Origin of the sequence: Crenobacter intestini, assembly GCF_004919095.1 — a bacterium.
GTDB lineage: Bacteria > Pseudomonadota > Gammaproteobacteria > Burkholderiales > Chromobacteriaceae > Craterilacuibacter > Craterilacuibacter intestini.
Genome location: NZ_STGJ01000007.1, coordinates 87,173 through 113,983, shown reverse-complemented (window position 1 = coordinate 113,983; position 26,811 = coordinate 87,173). Strand labels below are relative to the sequence as shown.

Below are 26,811 nucleotides of genomic sequence, written 5' to 3'. Positions count from 1 at the left end.
TAGCGACGAATTCAAATGAAATGCACTTCAAACTTCAAACGATCATCGATCAATGTGAATACAACTTCAAGCTTGAAGAAAGAACAGATAGAAAAATCACAAAGTACGATGCGTACATGGAAAGTCCAAATGTAATATGTGTAAAACCAACAAAAAAGAACAATACAGAAACAGAGACACCAATAACACCAATCCTCTTGACATCAGAATCATAAAAACCTAGAGCAGACGGCAGAAATAACTTGACTATAAAATAATAAAAAACAAACCAAGCAAAGATTCCTAGCATACCCAAGCTTGCCGAATTATAGAATAGTTCACCATGCGTATCTGCTGCATCCGATATTGCAGCACCAATAATCCCCCTATGATACAAGTCCTGCAATGCAGGAATAAGATTTCTCCCAGCTCCAAAGATTGGGTTTTCTTGAAGGATATAAAATGAAGCCATAGCCATATCTAGCCTCATACTAACAGAGCCATCCTTCTTGCCATGCATAAAATCCAACACTTCTGCCATCGCCATATCAACACGAATAGCAAACATTTCACTAAAGCAATACAAAAGCACAAGAACAACAAATGAAAAAACGAAAAACAATGAAGAATCACGCACGCGATTTTTTGAATACATCAAAACAATCGAAAGAATCGAAAACAAAAACCCAATCCAAACGCCTCTCGACTGTGAAAAATACAAAACCAAAACTGCCAACAAAATCGAAACAACTGAGCAGATGGTGTCTATCGTTGACCGCCCAATCGACCAAATAGAAAACGCAATGGCTAAGGCTAAACAGAACGCAGAAAAAGGGATTGTGTTTGTAAAGTAAGACCTTGGTCTTATTGCATAGTTTGAATCAGAACAAAAACCGCCAGTCATGTACACATAAAGAAAACCGGAAGCGAACATAAAAGCAACGCCCCAAAAAAAACCCCACCTCACATCTTCAAGCCTAATCCTGCTATAAATTAGCAGAACGCAAATTGGCATGAAAAACAAAAACCGAGAAGCTGCGTCAACATATTTAAATTCTGGCGAAAATTGAACCAGCTCCCTTATAAAAATCAGCAATGGCAGTACAGCCAGCGAAACAACAACCCTCCACTGCTCATTAAAAAACTCGATCGCCAGAACACGGAAATCATGCCTCTTCCAAAGCAAATACAATCCAGCAATCACCAACAACATGGGGAGAGCCGTTGCAGATTTCCTAACAGAAAATCCCAAGGCAAGAATAGAAAAAACAACCCATTTAACAATAAAATCTGATTTTTTAATGTTTAACAAACCATTCATTTGACAACCTTCGACTTAATCCAGAAGAAAGGCTTAAACAGCCAAGGATACACAGCATAAAAAAACACTCTAATTCTGAACCAAATTTTAATATTTCTTGAGGACATCAATAACCGCAGTTTCTGCAGCTCAGAATACGAATTCGAATAAATACGCTCCACATAACACTCGCGCTGATATAAACCAGCGAGATAAATCAACAACTCAGGAGAAGGAGAGCATGATGCTGCAGTTTTAAGCATGTCAAGGAGTTCTATTTTCGTATTGCGAACCTTATTCACAAAGCTTTTTTTCACATCCGCAACAGACCCACGACGTTTTTTTCCTGTGGTACCACCTCTTCTATAATTAACCAGCGGTATTTTTATTGTAACAGCCTTGGCATTGGCAATCGCCCTAAAAGCCATGACCATATCCTCAGCTACCACACCATCAGGGACTCCTCCGTAATTAATAAAAAAAGAGCGAGTCCATGTATGTGCAGCACCAATTAACTTAGGATGCCCAAGGGATAACCAATCATCAACACTCTTATATTTTGAGAGATCATCAACCCCAATAACACCAAGAACGGCGCCACAATAACTCATGTCATACAAAAATGATGCAATCAAATCATGCCTACCACCCTCTTCCGCCCAAAACCGGACCACACTTGAGACCCGATTTGGCAATGAAACATCATCGCCTGCAGATACAAAAATCAAATCACCAGAAGAAAGAGAAACTGCGACGTTGAGATTTGACCCAATACCCTTGTTTGTTTCATTTCGATTAACTACTACCTGATGAGGCCCATCATAATTATCAAAAAAAGCCTTTATCTTTTCAAAGGTAGCATCAGATGAGCAGTCATCAGAAACAATAATTTCAAGATTATCATAGTCCTGAGAAACAGCCCCACGCAGAGCATCCTCGACTAGGTGTTCTTGATTGTAAGTAATTATAAGAAAACTGACTTTAGGGTTATTCATTACTGATCCATAAATTTAGCAGCTCATTTACATGAGTAGAAATCTCGTAGGCATAGCAAATTGAACTGCCGCCAATATCAATAGACTTACGGCCCATTGCATTATTCAACGCGTCCCTCAAAGCTACGACTGTACGCTCGAACGCATAGCAGGCATCTCTATCAAGAACCTCTACTGCACCGACTGACTTGGCAAGCAGAACAGGAGTCCCACACAGAATGGACTCCGGCCCAACTAGGCCAAAGGCTTCGTACTTGGAAGCCAGGATCGTCGCATCCGCCGCCGCGTAGAGTTCAGGCATGTCTTGCCGCAGGCCGAGATTGAGCACACCCGGCGCATCCAGCGGCGCCTTGCCGGCCACGGCCAGTACGACGCGGTCACCATAGCCTGCGATGGCCTCGAGGATCAGGTCGGCGCCCTTGAGTTTGTGGTTGTTGGACGGAAACAGCAGCATGAACTGCTCGTCCCGGATACCGAGTTCCTGCCTGACCCGCGAGCGGGAAGCACGTGCCCCAAGATTGAACTTGTTGGTATCAACCGGTGGATACAAGGTAGTAACCTTGCCTGGCGGCATCTCGTAGTAGCCGATGATTTCATCGCGCACCCGCGCGGAGTGCGACACGATATGCCCCGCGTTGGAATACAGCACCCGCTCGTGCCTGACCGTCAACCGGTCGAACAGCCCCCAGCGCTGCTTGCCCTTGTCCTTGAGATGGCCGATATGCGTGCCGCCGACGATGGCCAAGTCAACCCGGCCCTCTACTCGCGAGATTCCTATCGTCGGCCAGCCGGCTTGGCAATGCGCCAGCGCATGCCGTTCGAACAGGTAGTTGTTCAAGCGGGAAAACGGCGTACGGTCGCGTACCTGCAGCAACTCGACCCCGGCAGGCATCTCGCCGGGCCAGTTCACCTTCCTGGCGATGCCACGCACCCGGATCCCGCGCCGCGCCAACTCGCCGATCACGTCGAGCACATAGCGCTCCATGCCGCCACCGGCCCGTATCGAGTGAAAGACCAGGTTGATGCCTTCAGGCTGACTCATTCCGTCCTCCCCTCGTGTTCATGTTCCGCCAATAGCCCGGACAGACCGCTCACAGCCCGCACATGGCTTCCATGCAGGGAGGCTTCGAAACGCGCCCAGTTTTCACCGCTTTGCGAACGATCATTCTCGCGGTGCCACAGATGCATGACCGGCACCGCAAAACGGCCATTCTTGAGGCGTGCACCATGGCGCAGCAGGCGTACGGCAAAATCCGAGTCCTCATATCCCCAGCCGGAGAAGGTCGCATCGAAACCGTCCACGGCCAGGAAGTCCTGCTTCCACACACCAATATTGCAGCCGCGCAACAACCGCCAGTCCTGCGCCCGTTTCTGGCGCCACTTGGGCAAAGGCAAACGCAGCCAACCCAGCGCATTGTTGATGCTGCCATGCAGGCGGCGGATGCCCCAGTCAAGCCAAGTCCATGCAAAGACCGGCTTATCGCGCCCACTCAGGTACGACTCCGTGAAGGCCTGTCCAAGCAGGATGCGGTTACCAGCCACCACCCAGCCCGCTTCGGCCAGGATCGCTTGCTGCGCGATGAAGTCCGGCAGCGGTATGCAGTCTCCATCGAGAAAGACCAGATAGTCGCCAGAAGCCTGCATGGCTGCCCGGTTGCGGATCTCCGCCAACCGGAAGCCCTGGTCCGCGTGCCAGACATGCTTGAAGCGTCCCGCCATACGCTCGCGGAACGCCTCGACCACGCGTGCGGTCGCCTCGTCCGAGCCATCATCGGCGATGATCACCTCCCACTCACGGGTACCCACCTGCTGATGACAGAAACCTTCCAGGACAGCCTGCAGGGCATCGGGACGGTTATAGGTACTGACGATCACTGAAACCTTCACTGCATATCCTTCTTTTCTGCCAGATACATCAACTTCAGCTGCCGGTAGTACGTGCCTTCCGCGTTGGCGACCGCCAGGATGAAACCCTCGCGGCCATCCAGAAAGCCGCGGCGCAACACGTAGGTACGCAGGAAGGACCACAGCGTCTTGGCAAGCACGGAGGGCATGCCGCCGCTGCGCTTGCCTCGCTGCAGGCGCTGCAGTGCCCCGGCGCCCGAATAGCGGTTCATCTTGTCGACGACCTGGTCGAGGTTATCGAACGAGTAATGCAGCAGCTCACCGGCGAGCAGCGGCGCCGTGCCACTGAACAGCAAGCGCTCGTGGACGAGGTCGTCGGAGTAGCCGGCGTGGCCGCGACGGAACAGGCGCGGGATATGGTCGGGCCGCCAGCCGCTGTGCCGCATCCAGCGCCCGCAGAAATTGGACAGTCGCGACAGGGTGTACACGTCGGCCGCGGGAGCCCGGATCGCCGCACGGATCGCGGCGGCCAGTTCCGGGCTCACCACTTCGTCCGCGTCCAGCGACAGCACCCAGTCGGTGCCCAGGTAGCCGATCGCCAGGTTCTTCTGCCGGCCGAAGCCGGGCCAGTCCAGGTTTTCGTGGATGGCGGCGCCATGCGCGCGGGCGATGGCCAGCGTATCGTCGCGGCTGCCCGAGTCGACGACCACCACCTCGTCCGCCAGACCTGTCAGCGCCGCCAGACAGGCGTCGAGGTGCGCGGCCGCGTCCTTGGTAATGATGGCGACGCCGAGGGTCGGCACGCCTTGCTTCACAACGTCCATCACTTGCCCTTACTCGCTGCCGGCCTGGTACTGCAGGCGGTGCAGCGTGCTGTAAATGCCGCTGCCGGCCAGCAGTTCCTGGTGACGGCCGATTTCGGCGATCCGCCCTTGGTGCATCACCACGATGCGGTCGGCGTTCTCGATCGTCGACAGCCGGTGGGCGACCACCAGCGTGGTGCGGTTCTTCATCAGTTGCTCGAGCGCGGATTGCACCAGCCGTTCGGACTGGGTATCGAGCGCGCTGGTCGCCTCGTCGAGGATCAGGATCGGCGCATTTTTCAGGATGGCGCGCGCGATCGCCAGCCGCTGGCGCTGGCCGCCGGAGAGGCGGGTGCCGTTCTCGCCGATCAGCGTGTCGAAGCCTTGCGGCATCGCCTCGATGAACTCCAGCGCGTTGGCCGCGCGCGCGGCCTCGCGGATTTCTTCCGGCGAGACTTCGCCGATGCGGCCGTACGCGATATTGGCGGCGACCGTGTCGTTGAACAGCACGACCTCCTGGCTGACCAGCGCGATCTGCGAGCGCAGGCTAGCGAGCGAGAATTCGCGCAGGTCGACGCCGTCAATCAGGATGCGTCCGCCGTCCGGGTCATAGAAGCGCGGGATCAGGCTGGTCAGCGTGGTCTTGCCGCTGCCGCTCGAGCCGACCAACGCCACCGTCTCGCCGGCGGCGACCGACAGGTTGATGTCGTCCAGCGCGATGCGCTCAGCGCCGGGATAGCCGAACGACACCTGCTCGAACACCAGCGCGCCTTGCGGGCGGCCAAGCTGGCGCTGCCCGGTATCGTTCTCGCTCGTTTCGTCGAGAAAGGCGAATACGCTCTCGGCGGCGGCCAGACCCTTCTGGATGGTCTGGCTGATGCTCGTGATGCGCTTGATCGGCGCGAACAGCATCAGCATCGCGGTCAGAAAGGACATGAAGTCGCCGGCGGAGAAGTGGCCGGCCTGCGCCTGCACGCCTGCGTAGTAGAGGATCACCGCCAGCGAGCAGGCGATGATCAGCTGGGTCACGCCGGTGCTGGCCGCGCTGGTCGAGCGCTCCTTGATCAGGTTGTGGCGGATGGCCGCCGCGCTCGTCGCGAAGCGGCCCGCCTCGTAGCCCTGCCCGCCGTAGATCTTCACGATGCGCTGGCAGTCGATACTCTCGTTCAGTACCTGGGTCAGCTGCGCCATGTCATGCTGGTTCTTGCGGGACAGCCCGCGCAGCCGGCGGCTGACAAAGCGCACGCACCAGGCGACCACCGGCATCACCGCCAGGCAGATCAGCGTCAGCTTCCAGTCGGTGTAGAGCAGCAGGGCAAGCAGGCCGATCACGGTGACGCCGTCCTTGACGGTGACCGTGATCACGTTGAAGCCGGCCTCGCTGACCTGGCTCACGTCGAAGGCGATGCGCGACAGGATGCGTCCGGACGGGTGCTGGTCGTAGTAGTTCACCGGCAGGCGCAGCATGCGATCGAACATTTCTTCGCGCAATTGCTGCACCAGCTTGCCGGACAGCCAGCTCGACGCGTACTCGTTGATGAAGCTGGCCACGCCGCGCAACAGGAACAGGCCGACGATCGCCAGCGGGGTCCAGATGATCGCCGCAGGGTCGCGGTCGACGAAGCCGCCGTCGATCAGCGGCTTCATCAGGCGCGCGAACAGGGGCTCGGTCGCAGCCGCAATCGTCATCGTGATGATGGACAAAAGGAAAATTTTCCAATGCGGCCGCAAGTAACCCATCACGCGCTTGTACAGCACGAGGCTAGTGACGTCTTGATTCGGGAACATATCCAATCTTTATTCAGGCGCCTGCAATCGCGAAGCGGTGCTGACACGAATTCGGCACATAACCTTCGGTCTCGGTGCTCAACGAATTCACGGCGTCGAACACCTCCTGTACGCCCAATGCACTCATGCAATCGCTTTGCCCGCTCTCTCCGCAGCCGGCAAAGCCACAGGGACGACAAGCCAGAGCCGCACCGACCACTCGGTGGGGAGTCCGCCAAGGCCCCCATACCAGATCGAGCGAAGGACCGAACAGCGCGACTACCGGCACCTGGAAGGCAGACGCCAAGTGCACGGGCAGCGAGTCAACCCCGACCAGCATGGACGCACGCGCGACCAACGCGGCCAGTTCTTTGAGAGATAATTGGCCACTCAAGTCAACGACTGGTCGCCTAAGCTGGGCCTTGATGCGCCCGAGCATTTCCATTTCATCTGGCGCAGGCGAGCCCGAAAGCACTACCGTCTTCCCCTCCTGGTGCAAGAGGTTGATCAGGCGCGCCATCTTGTGCTCGGGCCAGCATTTGTAAAACCCGCGTGACCCCGGGTGGACCAGCACAAAGTCACCGCCCCGCAGTCCATGCTCAGACAAGTGTTTTGCCACGCAAGCCTCTGCCGCCACGCCGGGTACGATAGACAGGCGCGCTTCGGGCGCGGAAGAGTCGACAGGTAGCCCAAGACAACGCAAAGCATCAAGATGCAACTCCACCATATGGCGGTGCCTCGCGGTTTTGAACCGCCGCTTCACCGTCTTGCGGTACAAGCGTCCACGCGCAGGGTTGTCCGGCCCGACAGCCCAGCGCGGCGACAGCAGCTTTACCAGCCAGGTTGCCCGATGGCTATCGTTCAGGATGACGATCAGGTCGTAGCGCCTCGCCTTCAGCGCTGACAACAGTCGCAGTTCCTGCTGCAACTGAAACAAGATGCTCCGCTTCTTCCAGTTGCGGTCGATGGTGAACAACTGGTCGAGATCGGGGTGGAGAGCCAGCATGTCCCGCGTCTCGTGGTAAACCAGCGCGTCGACCTCGACATGCGGTGCCATCCGCTTGAGCGTGCTGATCACCGGCGTCGACAGCAAGACATCTCCGTGAAACATCAGCCTCACGACCAGCGCGCGTCGCACCTGACCAATATCGATGGCGTCTTTGAGCATAAGCAAAAAAGCCGGATCAGGCGTCCGGCTCGGCGTTCAGTTGTTGTAGCAGATCGGCAATTCTATCAGGGTCCTCGCTCCTGAGCATGCGCGCGACGGTTGGTGCGATATGGTCAAGGTGCGTGTCGCGCACCACCTGCTTGACCGCGAGCACGCACGCCGGGTGCATCGAGAAGCGGCGCAGCCCCATGCCGAGCAGCAGCCGGGTCAGCCTGGCGTCGCCCGCCATCTCGCCGCATACCGACACCGGGATGCCGGCGCGGGTCGCGGTCTTGATGGTATGCGCGATCAGCTTGAGCACCGCCGGGTGGATCGGGTCGTACAGGTGGCTGACCGCGTCGTCGTTGCGGTCGATCGCCAGCGTGTACTGAATCAGGTCGTTGGTGCCGATCGAGAGGAAGTCCACATGCTTGAGGAAGCTGCCGACCACCAGCGCGGCCGACGGGATCTCGATCATCGCGCCGACCTCGATATCCTCGGCGAACGGGAAGCCGACTTCGCGCAGCTCGGCCTTGGCGTACTCGAGCTGGGCAAGCGCCTGCTTCAGTTCAGGCAGCGCGTTGACCATCGGGAACAGGATGCGGATCTTGCCATGCGCAGACGCGCGCAACAGCGCGCGCAGCTGCTCGCGGAACATCAAGGGCTCGGCCAGGCACAGGCGGATGCCGGTCAGCCCGAGCGCGGGGTTTTCGGCGCTGCTGCGCCCCAGCCACTTGGGGTTCTTGTCGACGCCCAGGTCCATGGTGCGCACGGTCACCGGCGCGCCCTTCAGCGCCTCGGCGACCTGGCGGTACGCGGCGTACTGCTCTTCCTCGCTGGGCAGGGTGTCGCGGCCAAGGAACAAAAACTCGCTGCGGAACAGGCCGACGCCGACCGCGCCGCTGCCGGGCACGTCCTCGACGTCGGACGGCAGCTCGATATTGGCGAGCAGCTCGATATCGGTACCGTCCTGCGTATTGGGAAGCGCCTTGCGCACGCGCGAGAGCTTGCGCTTCTTCTCGCGCCAGGCGCGCGCGCGGCGGCGGTACTCGGCCAGCACCGAGGGCTCCGGCGCGACGATCACCACCCCCTGCACGCCATCGACGATCACCGTCTCGTCCTCGCGGATCAGCTCACGCGCGTGGTGCAGCGCGATCACCGACGGCAGGTCGAGGCCACGGCCGAGGATGGCGGTGTGGCTGGTCGCGCCGCCGACGTCGGTGATGAAGGCAGCGATGTTCGCCTCCTTGAAGTACACCATGTCGGCCGGCGACAGGTCGTGGGTGACCAGTATGGTGTCGTCGGACAGCAAGTCGGGCGCGAGCAGCTCGCCGCCGTGGCCGCGCAGGTTCTTGAAGATGCGCTCGGTCACCTGCAGCACGTCGTGCTTGCGCTCCTTCAGGTAGTCGTCGTCCATCGCGTCGAACTGCTCGACCAGGCGGTCGCACTGGCTCTTCAGCGCCCACTCGGCGTTACAGCGCTGCGTCTCGATGATCTCGCGCGGCTCGTGCGACAGCGTGACGTCGCCCAGCAGCATGATGTGCAGCGACAGGAAGGCGCCCAGTTCGGCCGGCGCGTTCTGCGGGATGCTGCCGCGCAGCATCTCGAGTTCGCGGCGGGTGGCGCGGATCGCCTCGTCAAAGCGCAGCTGCTCGAGCGCGACCTCGCCCTCGTCCAGCTGCACGTGCGGCACGTCGGCCATGCTCTGCGCGAGCAGGTGCGCGCGGCCGATCGCGATGCCGCCGCCGACGGCGACCCCGTGCAGGATGATGCTCATGCCCGTCCCCTTCGCGACGCTTATTCCGCCTCGTCGAAGCGGTTGTTGATCAGCGTGACGATGGCGTCCATCGCCGCCGTCTCGTCCTCGCCGCTGACCTCCAGCTCGACGGTCGCGCCCTTGCCGGCGGCCAGCATCATCACCCCCATGATGCTCTTGCCGTTGACCCGGCGCCCATTGCGGGCGATCCACACCTCGCTCTTGAAGCGGCTCGCCGTCTGCGTGAACTTGCTCGACGCGCGTGCGTGCAGGCCGAGCTTGTTGATGATTTCCAGCTGTTGCTTGATCATGCTTTTCCTTGTCCCTGGTCGATCGCCTGCACCCCTTCGCCGCCGCCGCTGAGCGCCTTGGCCTTCACTTCGGCAAGCGGCAGGCACGCCGCGTAGCTCGCCGCACGCACCAGCATCGGCAGGTTGACGCCGAACACCACTTCCACCTGCCCCGCCACCGCCAGGCGCGACGCGATATTGGCCGGCGTGCCGCCGAGCATGTCGGAGAGCACCAGCACGCCAGCGCCCTCGTCCACGCGCGCAAGCAGGGTGCGCGCCGCCTCCAGCGCCGCGTCGGGGTCGACGTCGCGCTCGACGGGTAGCGCGACGATATTGGCCGGCGCCTGCCCCAGCACATGGCTTGCGCACTCGAGCAGGCTCTCGCCGAGCTTGTAATGGGTGATCAACAAGATGCCGACCATCGCTTTTCCTTCAGATACGGAGTTTGGCGGACACAGATGACGGCCATTGTATCAGCCCGCCCCCTCGTTGCGCCTGAACCAGGCGAGCGCCCCGGAGAGCTGTACCACCTCGCCGACAATGATCAGCGCCGGCGACTTCACCGCGTGCGCCCGGGCAAGGTCCGAGAGCGTCTCCAGCGTGCCGGTGAACACCCGCTGCCGCTCGGTGGTCGCAGACTCGATCAGCGCGGCCGGCGTCGACGCCGGCTTGCCATGCTGCATGAATCCTTCGGCCAACTCCTTGATACCCGACAAACCCATGTAGACGACCACCGTCTGCTGCGGGCGCACCAGCGCAGGCCAGTCAAGGCCGACGCTGCCGTCCTTCAGGTGTCCGGTGACGAACACCACCGATTGCGCGTGGTCGCGGTGGGTCAGCGGGATGCCCGCGTACGCCGCCGCGCCCGACGCCGAGGTGATGCCGGGCACCACCTCGAACGGGATGCCCTCGGCTGCCAGCGTAGCGATCTCCTCGCCGCCGCGGCCGAAGGTGAACGGGTCGCCCCCCTTCAGGCGCAGCACGCGCCGCCCTGCCTTGGCCAAGCGCACCATCAGCGCATTGATGTCGTCCTGCGGCAAGGTATGGTCGGCGCGCGCCTTGCCGACATACACCCGCTCGGCGTCTCGGCGCACCAGTTCGAGCAGCTCCGGTGCGATGAGCTTGTCGTACAGCACCACATCGGCCTGCTGCATCAGACGCAGCGCACGGAAGGTCAGCAGGTCGGGGTTGCCCGGGCCGGCGCCGACCAGGTACACGCAACCGGCGTGCCAGCGCGCGTCCCGGTCGATCAGCGCCTGCATCTGCCGCCCGGCGTCCGCGTCGGCGCCGGCCATCACCGACTCGGCGAGCGGCCCCTGCAGGGCGGCTTCCCAGAACGCACGCCGCTCGTCGACGTCAGTAAAGCGCGCCTTGACCCGCTCGCGCCACGCGCCGGCAAAGCGGGCCAGGCGCCCGAAGCCGGCCGGGATCATGCTCTCCAGCCGTGCACGGATGAGGCGGGCGAGCACCGGCACCGCGCCGCCGGTCGACACCGCGACCACCAGCGGCGAGCGGTCGATGATCGCCGGCGTGATATAGGTGGAGAGCGCCGGCGCGTCGACCACGTTGACCGGGATATTGGCCGCCTGCGCGGCCTCCGACACCGCGCGGTTGACCGCCGCGTCGCAGGTGGCGGCGACCACCAGCCGCTGAGAACCGACCTGCGCGGGGTCGAACCGCGCCGGCAGGTGCTGCAGACGGCCGCCGCCGGCCAACTCGGCCAGTTCAGGCACCAGTTCAGGCGCGACCACGGTCAGCCGGGCGCCGGCGTCCAGCAACAGCCGCGCCTTGCGCAGCGCGACCTCGCCGCCGCCAACCAGCAGGCAGGACGCGCCTTCGAGTTTGACGAAGATCGGAAAGTAATCCACGGATAGCCCCTTCAGTAACGCGGACAGCATACCGCAAGCCGCATGCGGACGGGCAGCGACAAAAAGCCCCGCGCTATGGCGGGGCTTTGGCATGGCCGAACGGTAAGGCTTACAGCATGACCAGCAGCCAGCCGATGGCGACTGCGCTCCAGGTCGCGACCAGCCCGGGGACCATGAAGCTGTGGTTGAGCAGCCAGCGGCCGATGCGCGTGGTGCCGGTGGTGTCGAAGTTGATCGCGGCGATCAGGGGCGGGTAGTTCGGGATGAAGAAGTAGCCGTTCACCGCCGGGAACATCGCGATCAGGCTGGCGCCGGGCAGGCCGAGGCCCATGCCCAGCGGCACCAACGCGCGCACGGTCGCCGCCTGGCTGTTGAGCAGCACCGACATCATGAACAGCGCCAGCGCGAACAGCCACGGCGCCTGCGTCACCAGGCCCTGCACCGACGCGGACAGGTAGTCCATGTGCGCGTGGAAGAAGGTGTCGCCCATCCACGCGATGCCGAAGATCGCGATCACCGCAGCGGCGCCGGCCTGGAACACCGAGCCCTGCGCGACGCGGCCGACTTCGACCCGGCACGCGAGCACGATCAGGCCAGCCGCGCTCAGCATGATCATCTCGATCGCCAGCGCCATCGACAGCCGGTCGCTGCCGCCCTCGGCAGTCGGCCACGCCGGGCGCAGTTCGGGGAAGGTGCCGACCAGCACCACCGCGAGCGCGGCGGCGAGGAAGATCCACACCGACAGCCGCGCGCCGGCCGGCAGCCGGGCCTGCTCGGCCGCGCCCGTCTCGGCGACCAGTCCGGCGTCGAGGCGGCGGCGGTATTCGGGGTCGTCGACCAGTTCGCGGCCCATGCGGTTGACCACGGCAGCGCCGATCAGGCAGCCGCAGAAGGTCGCCGGCAGCGAGATCTTCAGGATGTCGATCAGCTCGAAGCCCTGGCCGGACAGCATGCCGAGCAAGGCGACGGTCGCCGCCGAGATCGGGCTGGCGACGATCGCCTGCTGCGAGGCGATCACCGCGATCGACAGCGGGCGCTCAGGGCGCACGCCGGACTCGCGGGCGACCTGCGCGATCACCGGCAGCACCGAGTACGCGACGTGGCCGGTGCCGGCGAACAGCGTGAACACGTAGGTGACCAGCGGGCCGAGGAAGGTGACGCGCGACGGATTGCGGCGCAGGATGCGTTCGGCCATGCGCACCAGGTAGTCGAGGCCGCCGGCGGTCTGCATCGCCGCCGCCGCGGTGATCACCGCGAGGATCATCAGCATCACGTCGATCGGCGGCGCGGTCGGTTTCAGGCCGAACACGAAGGTGAGCACGGCCAGGCCAAGCCCGCCCATCATGCCGAGGCCGACGCCGGAGAGGCGGGCGCCGACGATGATCGCCAGCGCGACCACCGCGAGTTGCATTGCAAACATGAAAAACCCCATCTGGAAATCGATGGGGCCGGATTATTGCAAAGTACGTACTAGCTTCTTATGTGCCAGATCAAACCCGGCCCGATTCGGCTCAGTGCGCGGCCTCCCAGCTCTCGCCCGCGCCAAGCTCGGCCAGCAGCGGCACCTTAAGCTGGGCGACCCCGGCCATCAGCTCGGGCAGCTTGTGGCGGATCAGTTCAAGCTCGGCCTCGGGTACTTCGAGCACTAGTTCGTCGTGCACCTGCATCACCAGGCGGCTGCCAAGCTGCGCCTCGTCCAGGTAGCGCTGCACGGCGATCATCGCGAGCTTGATCAGGTCGGCGGCCGTGCCCTGCATCGGCGCGTTGATCGCGGCACGCTCGGCGCCGGCGCGGCGCGCACCGTTGGACGAACGGATCTCCGGCAGGTAGAGCCGGCGGCCGAACGCGGTCTCGACGTAGCCCTGCTCGCGCGCCTCCTCGCGGGTGCGCGCCATGTAGTCGGCAACGCCGGGGAACTTGCGGAAGTAACTGTCCTTGTACACCTTGGCGGCGGCGGCGCTGATGTCGAGCTGGCTGGCGAGGCCGTACTCGCCCATGCCGTAGATCAGCCCGAAGTTGATCGCCTTGGCCGCGCGCCGCTGTTCGCTGCTGACCTCGTCGCGCGCCACGCCGAATACCTCGGCCGCAGTAGCGCGGTGGATGTCCTCGCCGGCGGCGAACGCCGCGCACAGGCCCTCGTCACCCGACAGGTGCGCCATGATCCTAAGTTCGATCTGCGAGTAGTCAGCGGAGACGATCACATGCCCCGGCGGCGCGACGAAGGCCTCGCGCACCCGCCGCCCCTCGGCGGTGCGCACCGGGATGTTCTGCAGGTTGGGGTCGGAGCTGGACAGGCGGCCAGTCACCGCGACCGCCTGTGAATAACTGGTGTGCACGCGGCAGGTCTGTGGATTGATCAGTTGCGGCAGCTTGTCGGTATAGGTCGACTTGAGCTTGGCAAGCCCCCGGTATTCGAGGATCTGCTTGGGCAGCGGGTGGTCGAGCGCCAGTTGCTCGAGCACCGACTCGTCGGTCGAGTAGCCGCCGCTGGCGGTCTTCTTCACGCCCTTGGTCGGGATGCCGAGCTTACCGAACAGGATCTCCTGCAACTGCTTGGGCGAATTGATGTTGAAGCTTTGCCCGGCCAGCTCGTGGATCCTGGTTTCCAGCGCGAGCATCTGCAGCCCCAGGCCGTGGCTCTGCGCCTGCAGCCGCTCACGGTCGATCAGCACGCCGTGCCGCTCCATGCGGAACAGCACATCGGCCACCGGCAGCTCGATGTCGCGGTACACGGTCTCCAGCCGCCCTTCCAGCATGGGCGCCAGCGCGGATGCGAGGCGCAGCGTGATGTCGGCGTCTTCGGCCGCGTAGCGGGTCGCGGTGTCGAGGTCGACCTCGGCGAAGCCGATCTGCTTGGCGCCCTTGCCGCACACGTCCTCGTAGGAGAGGGTCGTCTCGCCCAGGTGGCGGCGCGCGAGGTCGTCCATATTGTGCCGCTCGTGGCTCTCGACGACGTAGCTTTGCAGCATGGTGTCGTCGACGACGCCGGCAAGCGCGATGCCGTGGTTGGCAAACACGTGGCGGTCGTACTTGAGGTTCTGCCCGAGCTTGGGACGGGACGCGTCTTCCAGCCATGGTTTGAGGCGCGCGAGCACCGCGTCGCGGTCCAGCTGGTCGGGCACGCCCGCGTAATGGTGCGTGAGCGGGATATACGCGGCCTCGCCGGCCGTCACCGACACGCTGACGCCGACGATGCGCGCGGCCATCGGGTCCAGGCTGTCGGTCTCGGTGTCGACCGAGGTCACTTTCGCCGCGGCAAGCCTGGCGAGCCATCCATCCAGTTGCGCGTCGGTCAACACCGTCTCGTAGTGCCGCTCGGCGGGCGCTGCCGGCAGGCTGGCGGGCAAGGTGCCTGCCGGGTCGGCGAACAAGTCGTCCATGCTGCCCGCCGCCGGCGCCGCCGTCTCCGGCGCGGCGGCCTCCAGTTCGCGCAGGAAGGTGCGGAAGCCGAATTCGCGGTACAGCTCGGCGAGCCTCGCCGCGTCGCGCTGGCACGGCGCTAGGCCTGCCAGCGCGTGCGGCAGGTCCTGCGAGAGGTCGACGTCGCACTTGATGGTCACCAGCTCGCGCGCGGTCGGCAGCCAGGCAAGCGATGCGCGCAACTTGTCGCCGATCTTGCCCTTCACCTCGTCGGCGCGCGCGATCACGCCGTCCAGACTGCCGAACTCGGCGAGCCACTTGACTGCGGTCTTCGGGCCGCAGCCGTCGACGCCGGGCACGTTGTCGACCTTGTCGCCGATCAGCGCGAGGTAGTCGACGATGCGCGCGGGGGCCACGCCGAACTTCTCCTGTACGCCCGCCTCGTCGAGCACTTCGTTGGTCATGGTGTTGACCAGCGTCACCTGCGGCGTGACCAGTTGCGCGATATCCTTGTCGCCGGTGGAGACGACCACCCTCAGGCCCGCCGCCTCGCCCATGCGCGCGAGCGTGCCGATCACGTCGTCGGCCTCGACGCCGTCGACCACCAGCCGCGGCCAGCCCAGCGCGTCGACCACCGCGTGCACGCCCTCGACCTGGCTGCGCAGGTCGTCGGGCATCGGCGGGCGGTGCGCCTTGTACTCGGGGTACAATGCATCGCGGAATGTCTTGCCTTTAGCATCGAAAATGCAGGCGCTATAATCGGAGGCAACCTCTTTTTCCAGCCGCCTGAGCATGTTGACCATGCCGTAGATCGCGCCGACCGGCCGGCCATCCGGCGAGCGCAAGTCGGGCATCGCGTGGAACGCGCGATAAAGATAAGAAGAGCCGTCAATCAGTAGCAGTGTTTTCATAAGAGGCGAGGCCATGAGCTTGTCCGACAAGATCCCGCAAACCAGCGACCGCTACGCGATGATGCAGCGCTTCCGCGCGCGCGAGGCGTGGCACGTGATGAAGATCCTGTCGGAATTCGTCGAGTCGGCGGAAGAGTTGCAGGGTATCACGCCGGCGGTGAGTATTTTCGGCAGCGCGCGCACCGCGCGCGATCACCGGCATTATAAGCTGGCCGAGGAGATTGCCCGCCTGCTGTCGGACGCCGGCTTCTCCATCATCTCCGGCGGCGGCCCCGGCATCATGGAGGCGGCCAACAAGGGCGCCTTCTACGGCCGGAGCCCGTCGGTCGCGCTCAACATCGTGCTGCCGCACGAACAGCACCCGAACCCCTACCAGGACCTCAGCCTGAAGTTCAACCACTTCTTCAGCCGCAAGGTGATGTTCGTCAAGCACGCGATCGCCTACGTGGTGATGCCCGGCGGCTTCGGCACGCTCGACGAAATGTTCGAGGCGCTGACGCTGGTGCAGACCGGCAAGAGCCGGCGCATCCCCATCATCCTGTGCGGGCGCGAGTTCTGGTCCGGCCTGATCGACTGGATGCGCGCGCAGCTGGTCGAAGGCGGCATGATCCACCCGGACGACCTGGACCTCGTCAAGCTGATCGACGAGCCGCAGGCCATCGTCGACACCATTTTCAAGCATTACGAAACCCGCGGCTTCGAGGCGTCGCCCGAAGAACGCGAACAACTGCTCAACCTGTGAGCAAAGGACTCCCCATGCGCCGCACCCTGTTTGCCCTGCTCGTCGCCAGCCCGCTCGCGCTGGCCGACACTCCGCCCGCCCCCGCGCCGCTGCCGCCCCCGCCGGCGATCGCCGACGGCGTCGTCCAGCCGGGTACGCCCGAGCCGGAGGTGCGCATCATCCAGAAGGGCAGCGACAAGATCGAGGAATACCGCATCAACGGCCTGCTCTACATGATCAAGGTCACCCCGTCGATCGGCGTGCCCTACTACCTGGTCGACGAGGACGGCAGCGGCAACCTCAAGCAGATCGATCCCACCCGCCGCGTCGTGATCCCGCAGTGGGTCCTGATGCGCTTCTGAGGAACAGCATGTCGGTCTATACCACCGTCGACCCGCGGCAACTCGAAGACTGGCTCGCCGGCTACAGCCTGGGCAATCTGGTCGGGCTCAAGGGCATCGCCGCCGGGATCACCAATACCAACTACTTCGTCACCACCACGCAGGGCCGCTACGTGCTGACGCTGTTCGAGGCGCTCACGCTCGAAGAGCTACCCTACTACCTCGCGCTGATGAGCCATCTCGCTCGCCACGGCGTCGCCTGCCCGACGCCGGTCGCCGACAACAGCGACCGCTTCGCGTCCATGCTCGCCGGCAAGCCGGCGTGCCTGGTCAGCTGCCTGGACGGCGCCGACACCGCGACCCCTAGCGCCGCGCAGTGCCGCGCGGTCGGCGCGATGCAGGCCGCGCTGCACAAGGCGGGCGACACCTTCACGCTGCGCATGAAGAACCCGCGCGGGCCGCGCTGGTGGAGCCAGAGCGCGAACAGGCTGTACCCGCTGCTGTCCAACGTGGACCGCGCGCTCTTGAAGGAAGAGATCCAGCTGCAGGACAGCCATCGCTTCGACCACCTGCCCTCGGGCGTGATCCACGCCGACCTGTTCCGCGACAACGTACTGCTCAAGGGCGACGCGGTCGCCGGCTTCATCGACTTCTACTATGCGTGCAACGACATCCTGCTCTACGACGTGGCGATCGCGGTCAACGACTGGGCACGCAGGGAAGACGGCACGATGGACGACGCACTGGCGCGTGCATTCTTGGAAGGCTACCGCAAGGTCAGGCCGCTGACCGGCGAGGAAGAAGCCGACTGGCCGGTGATGCTCAGGGCCGGCGCGCTGCGCTTCTGGGTGTCGCGCCTTCTGGACCTGCACTTCCCGCAGGCGGGCGAGCTCACCTTCACCAAGGAACCGAACACGTTCCGCGACCTGTTGCTCGCCCACCGCGAGCGCCGGGACTTCTGGCTGTAAGGCGCGCTCAGGCCGGCTGCGCGGCCGGCTGCCAGGTCGCGCGGCCGCGGCCGGCGTGCTTGCTCTGGTAGAGGCGCTCGTCGGCCAGCTGCAGCAAGGCCTCGGCGTGAGCGGCTTCTGGCAAGGCGGCCGCGCCGATGCTGACGCTGACCACCAGCCCGCGCTCCCGCCACTGCAGGGCCCCCACCCGCGCGAGCATCCTGTCCAGCAATGCCGCGACATCGGCCTCACCGTCCACCAGCGCCATCAGCTCGTCGCCACCGGTGCGGTAGAGCGCCAACGCCGTCTCGCCCTCCTGCAGGGCCGCGCCCAGCCGCTGCAGCACGGTGTCGCCGAACAGGTGGCCGTAGCGGTCGTTCAGCTGCTTGAAATGGTCGATGTCGATCGCCAGCAGCCAGAACGGCGCGCCGACCTGCCAGCGGCGGGCGAAGTCGGCGTCGAAGGCGCGCCGGTTGGCCAGGCCGGTCAGCACGTCCTGCTGAGACGCGCGCTTCGCGTCGTCCAGCTCGCGCGCGACGCGCTGGATCACCCCCAGCTGCTCGCCGACAAACCAGGTCTGGTTGCGCCGTATCAGGGGTTCCGGCGGCAATGCGCCCTGCGTCAGCGCGGCCATCGCCGCCGACAGCATCGCCTGCTCGCGCACGAAGATGCGCCTGAACAGCCAGAAGCCGACCAGCCACAGGGCAAGCAATCCGAACAGCCCGAACAGGTAACGCGGCGCGGCCTTGAGCAGCGCGTGCCTGACCTCCGCCGCCGGCGTGTAAAGCACGATGTCCCAGGCCGGCGGCGGCAACTGCCGGTACACCACCATGCCGTGCCGCAGAGCCTGCACGAGATTGGCCGAGGTATCCGCCTGCCGCAACAGGCCGGCGTTCAGCGGCAGGCGCTGCGGGTTGGCGGCCGCGATGCGTTGCCCGTCGCGTCCATAGATCATCAGCGCCGTCGGGGTCGTGCCGACCGCACGTTCGAGCGCCTGTTCGACCGGCGAAATCGCCAGGTCGACCATCAGCAGGCCGAGCAGTGTACCGTCGCCGTCGCGCACGCGGCGTACCGTCGTCGTCACCTGCTTGCGGCTGCTGAATTCCGGGTAGGGGCCGACCCAGGCCGTCTCGCCCGGCGTTTGCGGGTCGAGCCAGGCCGCCCACGGCCGATCGGCCGCGACAAAACCGGGCGGCTTGGTCCACGCGGGGTAGGCGTCGATGTCCCCCGAGCGCACGTTGTAGAAGTAGACATGCTCGCCACCGGCCTTCAGCGTCTCCAGCAGCGGCGCCCACTCAGGCGACAGCGCAGGTTCGCCCGCCCTCACCCGCGCCCGGGGAATCTGGCCGGACAAGGCGTCGAGCAGCGCGCGGTCGCGGTCAAGCTGCGCCTGCATATAGACGGAAGTAAAGGTATCGAGCAGCGCGTCGTAGACCTGGCGCCGCCGCTCGAGCGCGGACTGCAGGTCGGACGCCAGCAGCGCGCCGGCCAGCAGCAAGGTCAGCAACGCCATCGACAGCGTGGCCGACACCAGCAAGCGGTGCAGGGAAGGCTTGCCGTTACGCATCAGATAAATCTAATTTTCATGTTTCAGCAAGCCTAAACAAATCCCGCCTCCCGGTCAAAGCAGCTCGAGGAAGGCCTGCAGGCCGCGCCCCGGCACCCGCTCGCGCCGGCGTACCCGCCACAGCGTGCGGGTGAGGACAGGCAATGGGCCTTGCAGCGTGCACAGGCGGCCGTCGGAGAGCCAGTCTTCGACCACCCGCCGCGACAGGCAGGACACGCCGAAACCGGCGGCGACCGTGCGCTTGATCGCCTCCGAGTCGCCCAGCTCCAGCTCCAGCCGCAAGCCGGGCAGGTGCGCGAGCAGCAGCCGCTCGACCTCCTCGCGCGTGCCGGAGCCCGCCTCGCGCAACACCCACGGCGCGTCGGCGAGTGCCTCGGCCGTCAGCGCCCGCCCGGCCAGCGGGTGGCCGGGGGCGGCGAACACCACCAGCTCGTCCTCTTGCCAGGCCTCGACCTGCAGGGCCGGGTGCTGGCATGGCCCCTCGACCAGGCCGCAATCGACCGAGAAGTCGACGACCGCGTCGACGATGTCGCGGGTATTGGCGACCCTAAGCTCCAGCTGCGCGCCGGGGTGGCGCCGGCGGAAGTCCGCCAGCGGGCCGGGCAGCAGGTAGTTGGCAATGGTGGTGCTCGCGCCCAGGCGGAACAGCGGCAACTCGGTCTCGAACAGGCGCTCGAGCAAGGCTGCGTCACCCAAGAGCGCGCGCGCCTGCGGCAGCAGGCGCCGCCCGTTCTCGTTGAGGACCAGCCGCCTACCGGCGCGGTCGAACAGGCGCACGCCGAGGCTGACTTCGAGCTTGTCGAGCGCCTGGCTCGCCGCCGACTGGGTCAGGGCAACGCGCGACGCCGCCGTGGTCGCAGAGCCGTGCACGGCGATGGCGACGAACACCTCGAGTTCACGCAGGGTGATCCTCACCTGCTCTCCTTATTAAATTTACTGATGGCAAAAATGGAATATATCCATTTTTTTTATTTACGCAAGAAAGGTATCGTCCGCTCCCATTGAATGCCGGCCACATCCCACCCGGCAGCAACCGGATCACACGATGCACCTTCCTACCTTCCTGCGCGGGCAAGACCCCCGCCTGCTGCCCTTTGCCCTGCTCGCGCTGGTCAGCCCGCTGTTCTCGCCGGCCATCGGCCTGTTCGCCGGCCTCGCCTTCGCTCTGTCGGTCGGCAACCCTTTGCCTGCGCTGAGCAAGAAACTGTCCAAGCAGTTGCTGCAGTACTCGGTGATCGGCCTCGGTTTCGGCATGAACCTGCACGAAGCGCTGGCGTCCGGCCGCGACGGCATGCTGTTCACCATCGTTTCGGTCAGCCTGATCATGGTGCTGGGCTGGGTGATCGGCCGCCGCCTCAAGCTCAGCGACGGCACCGCCTACCTGATCGCCGCCGGCACCGCCATCTGCGGCGGCAGCGCGATCGCGGCCGTCTCGCCGCTGACCCGCTCCAGCGAGAGCGAGATCTCGGTGTCGCTGGCGACCATCTTCGTGCTCAACGCGATCGCGCTGTTCATCTTCCCGCCGCTCGGGCACTACTTCGGGCTGACCGACCAGCAGTTCGGCATCTGGGCCGCGATGGCGATCCACGACACCAGTTCGGTGGTCGGCGCCGGCGCCGCGTACAGCGAGACCGCGCTCAAGGTCGCCACCACGGTCAAGCTGACCCGCGCGCTGTGGATCATCCCGCTGGCCTTCGTCACCACCCTGGTGTTCCGCGACCGCGACGCCAAGATCCAGATCCCCTGGTTCATCTTCTTCTTTGTGCTGGCAATGGTCGCCAACACCTATGTCGAGATCCCGGCGGCGTTCAGCCATGCGGTGGTGTGGGTGTCGAAGAAGGCACTGGTGCTGACGCTGTTCCTGATCGGCGCCGCGCTGTCGCGCGACGTGCTCAGGCAGGTCGGCCTGCGCCCGATGCTCTTGGGCGTGCTGCTGTGGGCGATCATCGGCAGCGCGAGCCTCGCCGTCCTCAAGCTGTAACGGCGCGGCAAGGCGGGCCACGCTGGCTATCATCTGTGGGTAGCCTCCACAGAACAGCAGGCCCGCCATGAACAAAGAACACCTCACCTCCCTGTTGCCCGGGCTCGCGCTCGCCATCGCGCTGGCGCTGGCCTCGATGTGGCTGGCCGAACTGGACGGGATGCGCCGGCTCGGCTTTTCCGCGTTGACCATCGCCATCGTCGGCGGCATGTTGCTCGGCAACACCGTCTACCCGGCCATCGCCGGCCGCTGCCATCACGGCGTCGACTTTGCCAAGGCCAAGCTGCTCAGGCTGGGCATCATCCTGTTCGGCTTCAAGCTGACCTTCCAGGACATCGCCGCGGTCGGTGTGATGGGCATCGTGATCGACGCGCTGATCGTCGTGTCGACCTTTTACCTCGCGTGGGTGCTCGGCCGGCATGTGTTCAAGCTCGACGAGCAGAGCACCATCCTGATCGGCGCCGGCAGCTCGATCTGCGGCGCGGCGGCGGTGCTCGCGGCCGAGCCGGTGCTGCGCGCGCAGGCGGACAAGGTGGCGGTCGCGGTCGCGACCGTGGTGGTGTTCGGCACCCTCGCCATGTTCGTCTACCCCGCCGCCTGGCACGCGCTGGTCGCGGCGGGCTGGGTGCACAACGACACCTTCTTCTACGGGGTATACAGCGGCGCGACCATCCACGAAGTCGCGCAGGTGGTCGCCGCCGGCAAGGCCATCGGCGAGGACGCAGCAACCAGCGCGGTGATCACCAAGATGATCCGCGTGATGATGCTCGCGCCTTTCCTGATCTTCCTGTCGGCGTGGCTGGCCCGCCGCCACCGCGGCGGCGGCGCCAAGGGGCGCGGCAAGGTGCAGATCCCGTGGTTTGCCGTGCTGTTCCTGGCCGTCGCCGGCTTCAACTCGCTCGCGCTGCTGCCGCAGCAATGGGTCGCCGAGGTGGTGGTGTTCGACAATGTGGTGCTGGCCGCCGCGATGGGCGCGCTGGGGCTGACCACCCATGTCTCGGCGATCCGCCGCGCGGGCGTCAAGCCGCTCGCGCTCGCCGCGATCCTGTTCGCCTGGCTGGTCGGCGGTGGCGCCTTGCTGTGCACCCTGTTGCTGGGCGCGCCCTGAACCCGCTACACCCGGCAGACGCCCTCGGCGAGCCAGCGCTCGAGCGCGTCGGCCGGCATCGGCCGGGCAAACAAATAACCCTGCATCCGACAATAGCCCAGCCGGGACAGCGCTGCACACTGCGCCTCGGTCTCGACCCCCTCGGCGATCAGCGCCTTGCCCATGCCGGTGGCCATGTCGTGCACCGCACGCGCCAACGTCTCGTTGCCCTCGCCCAGCAGCACCACGAACGAGCGGTCGAGCTTGACGGTATCGAACGGCAACTCGGAAAGCCGCGTCATCGACGAATAGCCGGTGCCAAAGTCGTCGAGGTGCAGACCGATGCCGGCCCCAACCAGACGGCCGAGCAGTTCGTCGCCCTGCTCCTGCTGCGCGGCGGTCTCTGTCACCTCGGCCGACACCGCCTCGGCCGGCACGCCGCAGGCCAAGAGCAGCGCCAGCAGCCGGTCGGCAAAACCGCTGTCGCTCAGCATCAGCGCCGACAAGTTGAATTGCAGCCTGAGGCCGGGTGTACGGGCACGCAAGGCGGCAAACTGCGGCAGCGCGCGCGCGAGCAGCGCGTCGGTCAGCTGGCCGATCAGGCCGAGTTCCTCAGCCAGCCGGATAAAGGTCAGCGGCGCCACCGTCCTCCCCTCGAACTGCCAGCGCGCCAGGAGTTCTAGCGCGTACGGACGCCGGGTCCCGGCGTCGACCACCGGCTGGAAATACGGCGTGATCGCGCCGGCAGCGATCGCCGCGCGCAGCCCCTGCTCGAGCCGAATGCGTTCGCTAACCGAGTCGTGCATCGTCGGCTCGAAAGCCGCGACCTCGCCGCGCCCGCGTGCCTTGGCGCTGGCCAGGGCCAGGTCGGCATGGCGCAACAGGTCTGCGCCGGACAGGCCTGCCTGGTATGCCGCAACCCCGGCCGACGCCGAGAGCGACAACTGACGTCCCGAAAAGGAAAACTTACCACCGAGCACCGCCTGCAGGCGCAGTGCCAGTGCCCGCGCCGCCATTGGCGTGCAGGTGGGCAACACGACGGCAAACTCGTCGCTGCCCAGACGGTGCAGCGCAGCCGGCACTTCCAGCACCTGATACAAACGCTGCGCAGCCTCCTTCAAGAGCTGGTCCCCTGCGCCATGCCCCAGGCTGTCGTTAACCAGCTTGAAACCGTCGAGGTTTAGCAGCAGCAAGCAGGCCTTTGCAGGTTGCGCTGCGCACAAGGCGTCCAGCGCCTGCTCGAGCGCGCGGCGGTTGCCGACACCAGTCAAGGGATCGGTCACCTCCAGCCGCGCAAGCCCCTGCCTCGCCTCGCTCGCCTCCTCGCCCAGCGCGTTGTAGGCGACCGCCAGTGCGTCGATCTCATCGTTCCCGTCGACCGGCCACGCACTCAGGTTACCGGCCTTGCGCAGACGGGCCAGTTCGGCGAAGCGGCCGATCCGGCTGACGACCCGCTCGGACAGGAAGCGGCGCATCCACCACGCGCTGACGGCGATGCACAACAGCAGGCTGCCGGCGAACAGCAACAGCGCAGTCGGCAGCCAGCCCAGCGGCACCGGCGTTTGCAGTAGCAACACACGGCCGTCCAAGTCTCCGGACAGCGGTACGACAGCCTGCGCCAGCGTCCACGATACGGGCGGCCGCACCGCGTCGGCGGGGGCGAAGCGCAGCTCGCCACCGGCGAGCCCGGACAGGCGGGAAAGGTATTCCTGATTGAAGAAGCGCCCCATCAGCAAGAGGCCGTTGGCCGGGCGCTCGGCCTCAGTGTCGGTGACAGCGGTCGCGGTGAGCAGCAAGGGCACACCGTCAAACAGGACCAGATAGTGCCTTGGCTCGCTCGCAGGCGAGCGCTGCGCCTCGGAGAACTGCTCGGCCAGTTGGCGGCGCAAGCCGGAGGGCAGGCGCGCACGCGGCGGCCAACCGCTGTGAAAGAGTTCACGGCCGTCAGCGTCGAGGATCGCGGTGACGTCGATGTCGAGGCCCTGATAGCTCGAGCCGAAATTCTCGTACACGAAGTCAGGCTCGGGCCGCTCGACATAGCGGTAGGTCTCGTCCCAGCGGCCGTAGTCGCGGGCGAGCGACGACAGGCGGTTGGCTTCTGCGTCGAGCAGCAAGCCGACCTTCTCGCTTGCTGCCACCTGCAACACCGCTGCCGTCGTCTGCAACTGTACGCGCACGACGAACACACAGCCGACCACCAGCGCGAACGACAAACCCAACATCAATAGGCTGAAACGCCGGATCAACTGGCGCTGAAGTCGGTCAGGCAGCTTTGAATCAGACATATGCAATTACCATTGTCTTGTGCCCGCATTTATATCATATAAGAGCCCGTAAAACGAACTGGCACGCAAGGCACAACCCTGCTCTGCTAAGATGCGCATCATCAAAAATGACAAAAGCCATCATGAGCGAGCAAGACAAAAACAAGGTCAAATCTTTCCTGCTATCCCTACAAGCCCGCATCTGCATCGCGTTGGAAACGGCCGATGGCGGCGCCCCCTTTGCCGAAGACGCCTGGCAACGTGAACAGGGTGGTGGCGGGGTCAGCCGGGTGCTCGCCGACGGCGCGCTGTTCGAGCAGGCCGGCGTCAATTTCTCGCATGTCACCGGCGACGCGTTGCCGGCGTCGGCCAGCGCGCACCGCCCCGAACTCGCCGGCCGCCGCTTCGAGGCGATGGGCGTGTCGCTGGTCGTCCACCCGCGTAACCCCTACGTACCGACCAGCCACGCCAACGTGCGCTTCTTCGTCGCGGAGAAAGACGGCGAGGCGCCGATCTGGTGGTTCGGCGGCGGCTTCGACCTCACGCCCTACTACGGCTTCGACGAGGACTGCGTGCACTGGCACAGCGTCGCGCGCGACCTGTGCGCGCCGTTCGGCGCCGACACCTACCCGAAGTACAAGGCGTGGTGCGACGAGTACTTCTACCTCAAGCACCGCGCCGAACCGCGCGGCGTCGGCGGGCTGTTCTTCGACGACTTGAACGCGCCGGGCTTCGAGGCGAGCTTCGCCTTCATGCGTGCGGTCGGCGAAGGCTATCTGGAGGCCTACCTGCCGATTGTCCAGCGCCGCCGAAGCATGGCGTGGGGCGAGCGCGAACGCCAGTTCCAACTCTACCGGCGCGGCCGCTACGTCGAATTCAACCTGGTCTGGGACCGCGGCACCCTGTTCGGCCTGCAAAGCGGCGGGCGCACCGAATCGATCCTGATGTCGATGCCGCCGCTGGTGCGCTGGCAGTACGGCCACCAAAACGAACCGGATTCGCCCGAGGCGCGCCTGACCGAACACTACCTGACCGCCCGCGACTGGGTATAGCCGCACACTACCCGCCCCGAGGAGTCCGCATGCCGACCCTGGCCGAACTATACGTCTACCCGCTCAAGTCCTGCCGCGGCAACGCTGCCGCCCGCGCGCTGGCGACCACGGCGGGCCTGCTGCACGACCGAGAGTGGCTGCTGACCACCCCCGAGGGCGAGTTCATCACCGCCCGCTCCGACCCGCAACTGGTAAGCGTGGTGGCCGAGCCGTGGCCGGGAATGGTGCTGTTTTCCGCGCCAGGCCGCCCGCCCATCGCGGCGCTCGCCACCCGCTACACCGGACGCGCGCGCGCCCAGGTGTGGGGTGACGCGTTCGACGCCCGCCACGGTGACGCGCGCGTCGACGAGTGGTTCAGCGAACTCATCGGCCGGCCGTGCCGCCTGCTGTGGCTGGGTGAAGCGTCGCAGCGCCGGCGCGAGGTGCTGGCCGAACCCTTGTCGTTTGCCGACGGCTACCCTTACCTGCTCGCCAACCGCGCGTCGCTCGCCGCGCTGAACGCGGCGATCGAACCGCCGGTACCGATGCGTGCCTTGCGCCCGAACCTGGTCGTCGACTGCGCGCTGCCGTGGGCGGAGGATGGCTGGCGCCGCCTGAGGATAGGCGACGTCGAGTTTGAAGTGGCCAGCCCCTGCACGCGCTGCGTGCTGACCACCATAGACCCGGACACCGCGCGGCGGCGCACCGACGGCGAGCCGCTGAAAACGCTCGCGCGAACCCGGCGGCACGCTGATGGCGTGCATTTCGGCGTCAACCTGGTCGCCCGAAACGCAGGCACACTCGAAATCGGCGCCAGCGTCGAGGTCATCGCGTAGCGCTGCCTTGCCGCT

At 64.5% G+C, this 26,811-nt stretch carries 23 protein-coding genes; 7 read left to right on the top strand and 16 right to left on the bottom strand.

Annotated elements, in window-relative coordinates:
* Positions 1 to 49 precede the first annotated feature (49 nt).
* The 13 genes from E5K04_RS07745 to polA all read right to left on the bottom strand — a co-directional run bounded on the left by E5K04_RS07745 (position 50) and on the right by polA (position 16,021).
* Complete coding sequence (locus tag E5K04_RS07745; RefSeq protein WP_136552682.1) at positions 50 to 1,300, bottom strand: O-antigen ligase family protein; 1,251 nt, start codon at positions 1,298 to 1,300, stop codon at positions 50 to 52.
* Positions 1,297 to 2,274, bottom strand: coding sequence for a glycosyltransferase family 2 protein (locus E5K04_RS07740; protein WP_136552680.1), 978 nt, complete (start codon positions 2,272 to 2,274; stop codon positions 1,297 to 1,299). Before E5K04_RS07740 ends, E5K04_RS07745 begins: the two co-directional genes overlap by 4 nt.
* Positions 2,267 to 3,316, bottom strand: a complete 1,050-nt coding sequence (locus tag E5K04_RS07735; protein ID WP_136552678.1) for a glycosyltransferase family 4 protein — start codon at positions 3,314 to 3,316, stop codon at positions 2,267 to 2,269. The genes E5K04_RS07740 and E5K04_RS07735 overlap by 8 nt, the downstream gene beginning before the upstream one ends.
* The gene (locus E5K04_RS07730) at positions 3,313 to 4,161 is read right to left on the bottom strand and encodes a glycosyltransferase family 2 protein (RefSeq protein WP_136552676.1); all 849 of its coding nucleotides are present in this window, start codon (positions 4,159 to 4,161) and stop codon (positions 3,313 to 3,315) included. Before E5K04_RS07730 ends, E5K04_RS07735 begins: the two co-directional genes overlap by 4 nt.
* Positions 4,158 to 4,943 carry a glycosyltransferase family 2 protein gene (locus tag E5K04_RS07725; RefSeq protein ID WP_136552674.1) on the bottom strand — a complete coding sequence of 262 codons (786 nt, stop codon included), beginning with the start codon at positions 4,941 to 4,943 and terminating at the stop codon, positions 4,158 to 4,160. Before E5K04_RS07725 ends, E5K04_RS07730 begins: the two co-directional genes overlap by 4 nt.
* A gap of 9 nt (positions 4,944 to 4,952) precedes the next feature.
* Entirely contained in the window at positions 4,953 to 6,710 is a 1,758-nt protein-coding gene (gene msbA / locus E5K04_RS07720; protein ID WP_136552672.1) for a lipid A export permease/ATP-binding protein MsbA, read from the bottom strand.
* A gap of 13 nt (positions 6,711 to 6,723) precedes the next feature.
* The gene (gene rfaQ / locus E5K04_RS07715; RefSeq protein ID WP_136552670.1) at positions 6,724 to 7,857 is read right to left on the bottom strand and encodes a putative lipopolysaccharide heptosyltransferase III; all 1,134 of its coding nucleotides are present in this window, start codon (positions 7,855 to 7,857) and stop codon (positions 6,724 to 6,726) included.
* 16 nt (positions 7,858 to 7,873) lie between these two features.
* Positions 7,874 to 9,613, bottom strand: coding sequence for a phosphoenolpyruvate--protein phosphotransferase (ptsP, locus tag E5K04_RS07710; RefSeq protein ID WP_136552667.1), 1,740 nt, complete (start codon positions 9,611 to 9,613; stop codon positions 7,874 to 7,876).
* Between the two features lie 20 nt (positions 9,614 to 9,633).
* Positions 9,634 to 9,903, bottom strand: a complete 270-nt coding sequence (locus E5K04_RS07705) for an HPr family phosphocarrier protein (RefSeq protein ID WP_136552664.1) — start codon at positions 9,901 to 9,903, stop codon at positions 9,634 to 9,636.
* Positions 9,900 to 10,304, bottom strand: coding sequence for a PTS sugar transporter subunit IIA (locus E5K04_RS07700; RefSeq protein ID WP_136552662.1), 405 nt, complete (start codon positions 10,302 to 10,304; stop codon positions 9,900 to 9,902). The genes E5K04_RS07705 and E5K04_RS07700 overlap by 4 nt, the downstream gene beginning before the upstream one ends.
* A 51-nt stretch (positions 10,305 to 10,355) precedes the next feature.
* Complete coding sequence (cysG, locus tag E5K04_RS07695; protein WP_136552660.1) at positions 10,356 to 11,750, bottom strand: siroheme synthase CysG; 1,395 nt, start codon at positions 11,748 to 11,750, stop codon at positions 10,356 to 10,358.
* A gap of 109 nt (positions 11,751 to 11,859) precedes the next feature.
* Positions 11,860 to 13,170 carry an anaerobic C4-dicarboxylate transporter family protein gene (locus E5K04_RS07690; RefSeq protein ID WP_136552657.1) on the bottom strand — a complete coding sequence of 437 codons (1,311 nt, stop codon included), beginning with the start codon at positions 13,168 to 13,170 and terminating at the stop codon, positions 11,860 to 11,862.
* A 91-nt stretch (positions 13,171 to 13,261) separates the two neighbouring features.
* Positions 13,262 to 16,021 (bottom strand): DNA polymerase I, encoded by a 2,760-nt coding sequence (gene polA / locus E5K04_RS07685; RefSeq protein ID WP_136552655.1) that lies wholly within the window; start codon positions 16,019 to 16,021, stop codon positions 13,262 to 13,264.
* 13 nt (positions 16,022 to 16,034) lie between these two features.
* On the opposite strand from polA, the gene E5K04_RS07680 reads away from it, so the two are divergent.
* The 3 genes from E5K04_RS07680 to thrB are packed head-to-tail and all read left to right on the top strand — an operon-like array spanning position 16,035 to position 18,051.
* On the top strand, positions 16,035 to 16,763 hold the full coding sequence (locus E5K04_RS07680; protein WP_136552653.1) for an LOG family protein: 729 nt from the start codon (positions 16,035 to 16,037) through the stop codon (positions 16,761 to 16,763).
* A gap of 14 nt (positions 16,764 to 16,777) precedes the next feature.
* Complete coding sequence (locus E5K04_RS07675; protein ID WP_136552651.1) at positions 16,778 to 17,104, top strand: DUF2782 domain-containing protein; 327 nt, start codon at positions 16,778 to 16,780, stop codon at positions 17,102 to 17,104.
* Positions 17,105 to 17,112: 8 nt separating this feature from the next.
* Positions 17,113 to 18,051: a homoserine kinase gene (thrB, locus tag E5K04_RS07670; RefSeq protein WP_136552648.1), complete on the top strand. Its 939-nt coding sequence runs from the start codon at positions 17,113 to 17,115 to the stop codon at positions 18,049 to 18,051.
* 7 nt (positions 18,052 to 18,058) lie between these two features.
* Here thrB and E5K04_RS07665 read toward each other — a convergent pair whose 3' ends face one another.
* Both E5K04_RS07665 and E5K04_RS07660 read right to left on the bottom strand, forming a co-directional pair.
* On the bottom strand, positions 18,059 to 19,597 hold the full coding sequence (locus E5K04_RS07665) for a sensor domain-containing diguanylate cyclase (protein ID WP_136552646.1): 1,539 nt from the start codon (positions 19,595 to 19,597) through the stop codon (positions 18,059 to 18,061).
* Positions 19,598 to 19,651: 54 nt separating this feature from the next.
* Positions 19,652 to 20,512, bottom strand: a complete 861-nt coding sequence (locus E5K04_RS07660; RefSeq protein ID WP_136552644.1) for a LysR family transcriptional regulator — start codon at positions 20,510 to 20,512, stop codon at positions 19,652 to 19,654.
* Between the two features lie 130 nt (positions 20,513 to 20,642).
* Here E5K04_RS07660 and E5K04_RS07655 point away from each other — a divergent pair, with 130 nt between their 5' ends.
* A complete protein-coding gene (locus tag E5K04_RS07655; RefSeq protein WP_136552642.1) occupies positions 20,643 to 21,578 on the top strand; it encodes a YeiH family protein in 936 nt (311 codons plus the stop codon).
* Positions 21,579 to 21,645: 67 nt separating this feature from the next.
* Complete coding sequence (locus tag E5K04_RS07650) at positions 21,646 to 22,686, top strand: YeiH family putative sulfate export transporter (RefSeq protein WP_136552640.1); 1,041 nt, start codon at positions 21,646 to 21,648, stop codon at positions 22,684 to 22,686.
* Positions 22,687 to 22,691: 5 nt separating this feature from the next.
* Here E5K04_RS07650 and E5K04_RS07645 read toward each other — a convergent pair whose 3' ends face one another.
* Positions 22,692 to 24,950, bottom strand: coding sequence for a putative bifunctional diguanylate cyclase/phosphodiesterase (locus E5K04_RS07645; protein ID WP_136552638.1), 2,259 nt, complete (start codon positions 24,948 to 24,950; stop codon positions 22,692 to 22,694).
* Between the two features lie 122 nt (positions 24,951 to 25,072).
* Between E5K04_RS07645 and hemF the strand changes: the two genes are divergently transcribed.
* Both hemF and E5K04_RS07635 read left to right on the top strand, forming a co-directional pair.
* Positions 25,073 to 25,981 (top strand): oxygen-dependent coproporphyrinogen oxidase, encoded by a 909-nt coding sequence (hemF, locus tag E5K04_RS07640; RefSeq protein ID WP_136552636.1) that lies wholly within the window; start codon positions 25,073 to 25,075, stop codon positions 25,979 to 25,981.
* Between the two features lie 29 nt (positions 25,982 to 26,010).
* Positions 26,011 to 26,796: an MOSC domain-containing protein gene (locus tag E5K04_RS07635; protein WP_136552634.1), complete on the top strand. Its 786-nt coding sequence runs from the start codon at positions 26,011 to 26,013 to the stop codon at positions 26,794 to 26,796.
* The last annotated feature ends 15 nt before the right edge of the window (positions 26,797 to 26,811 follow it).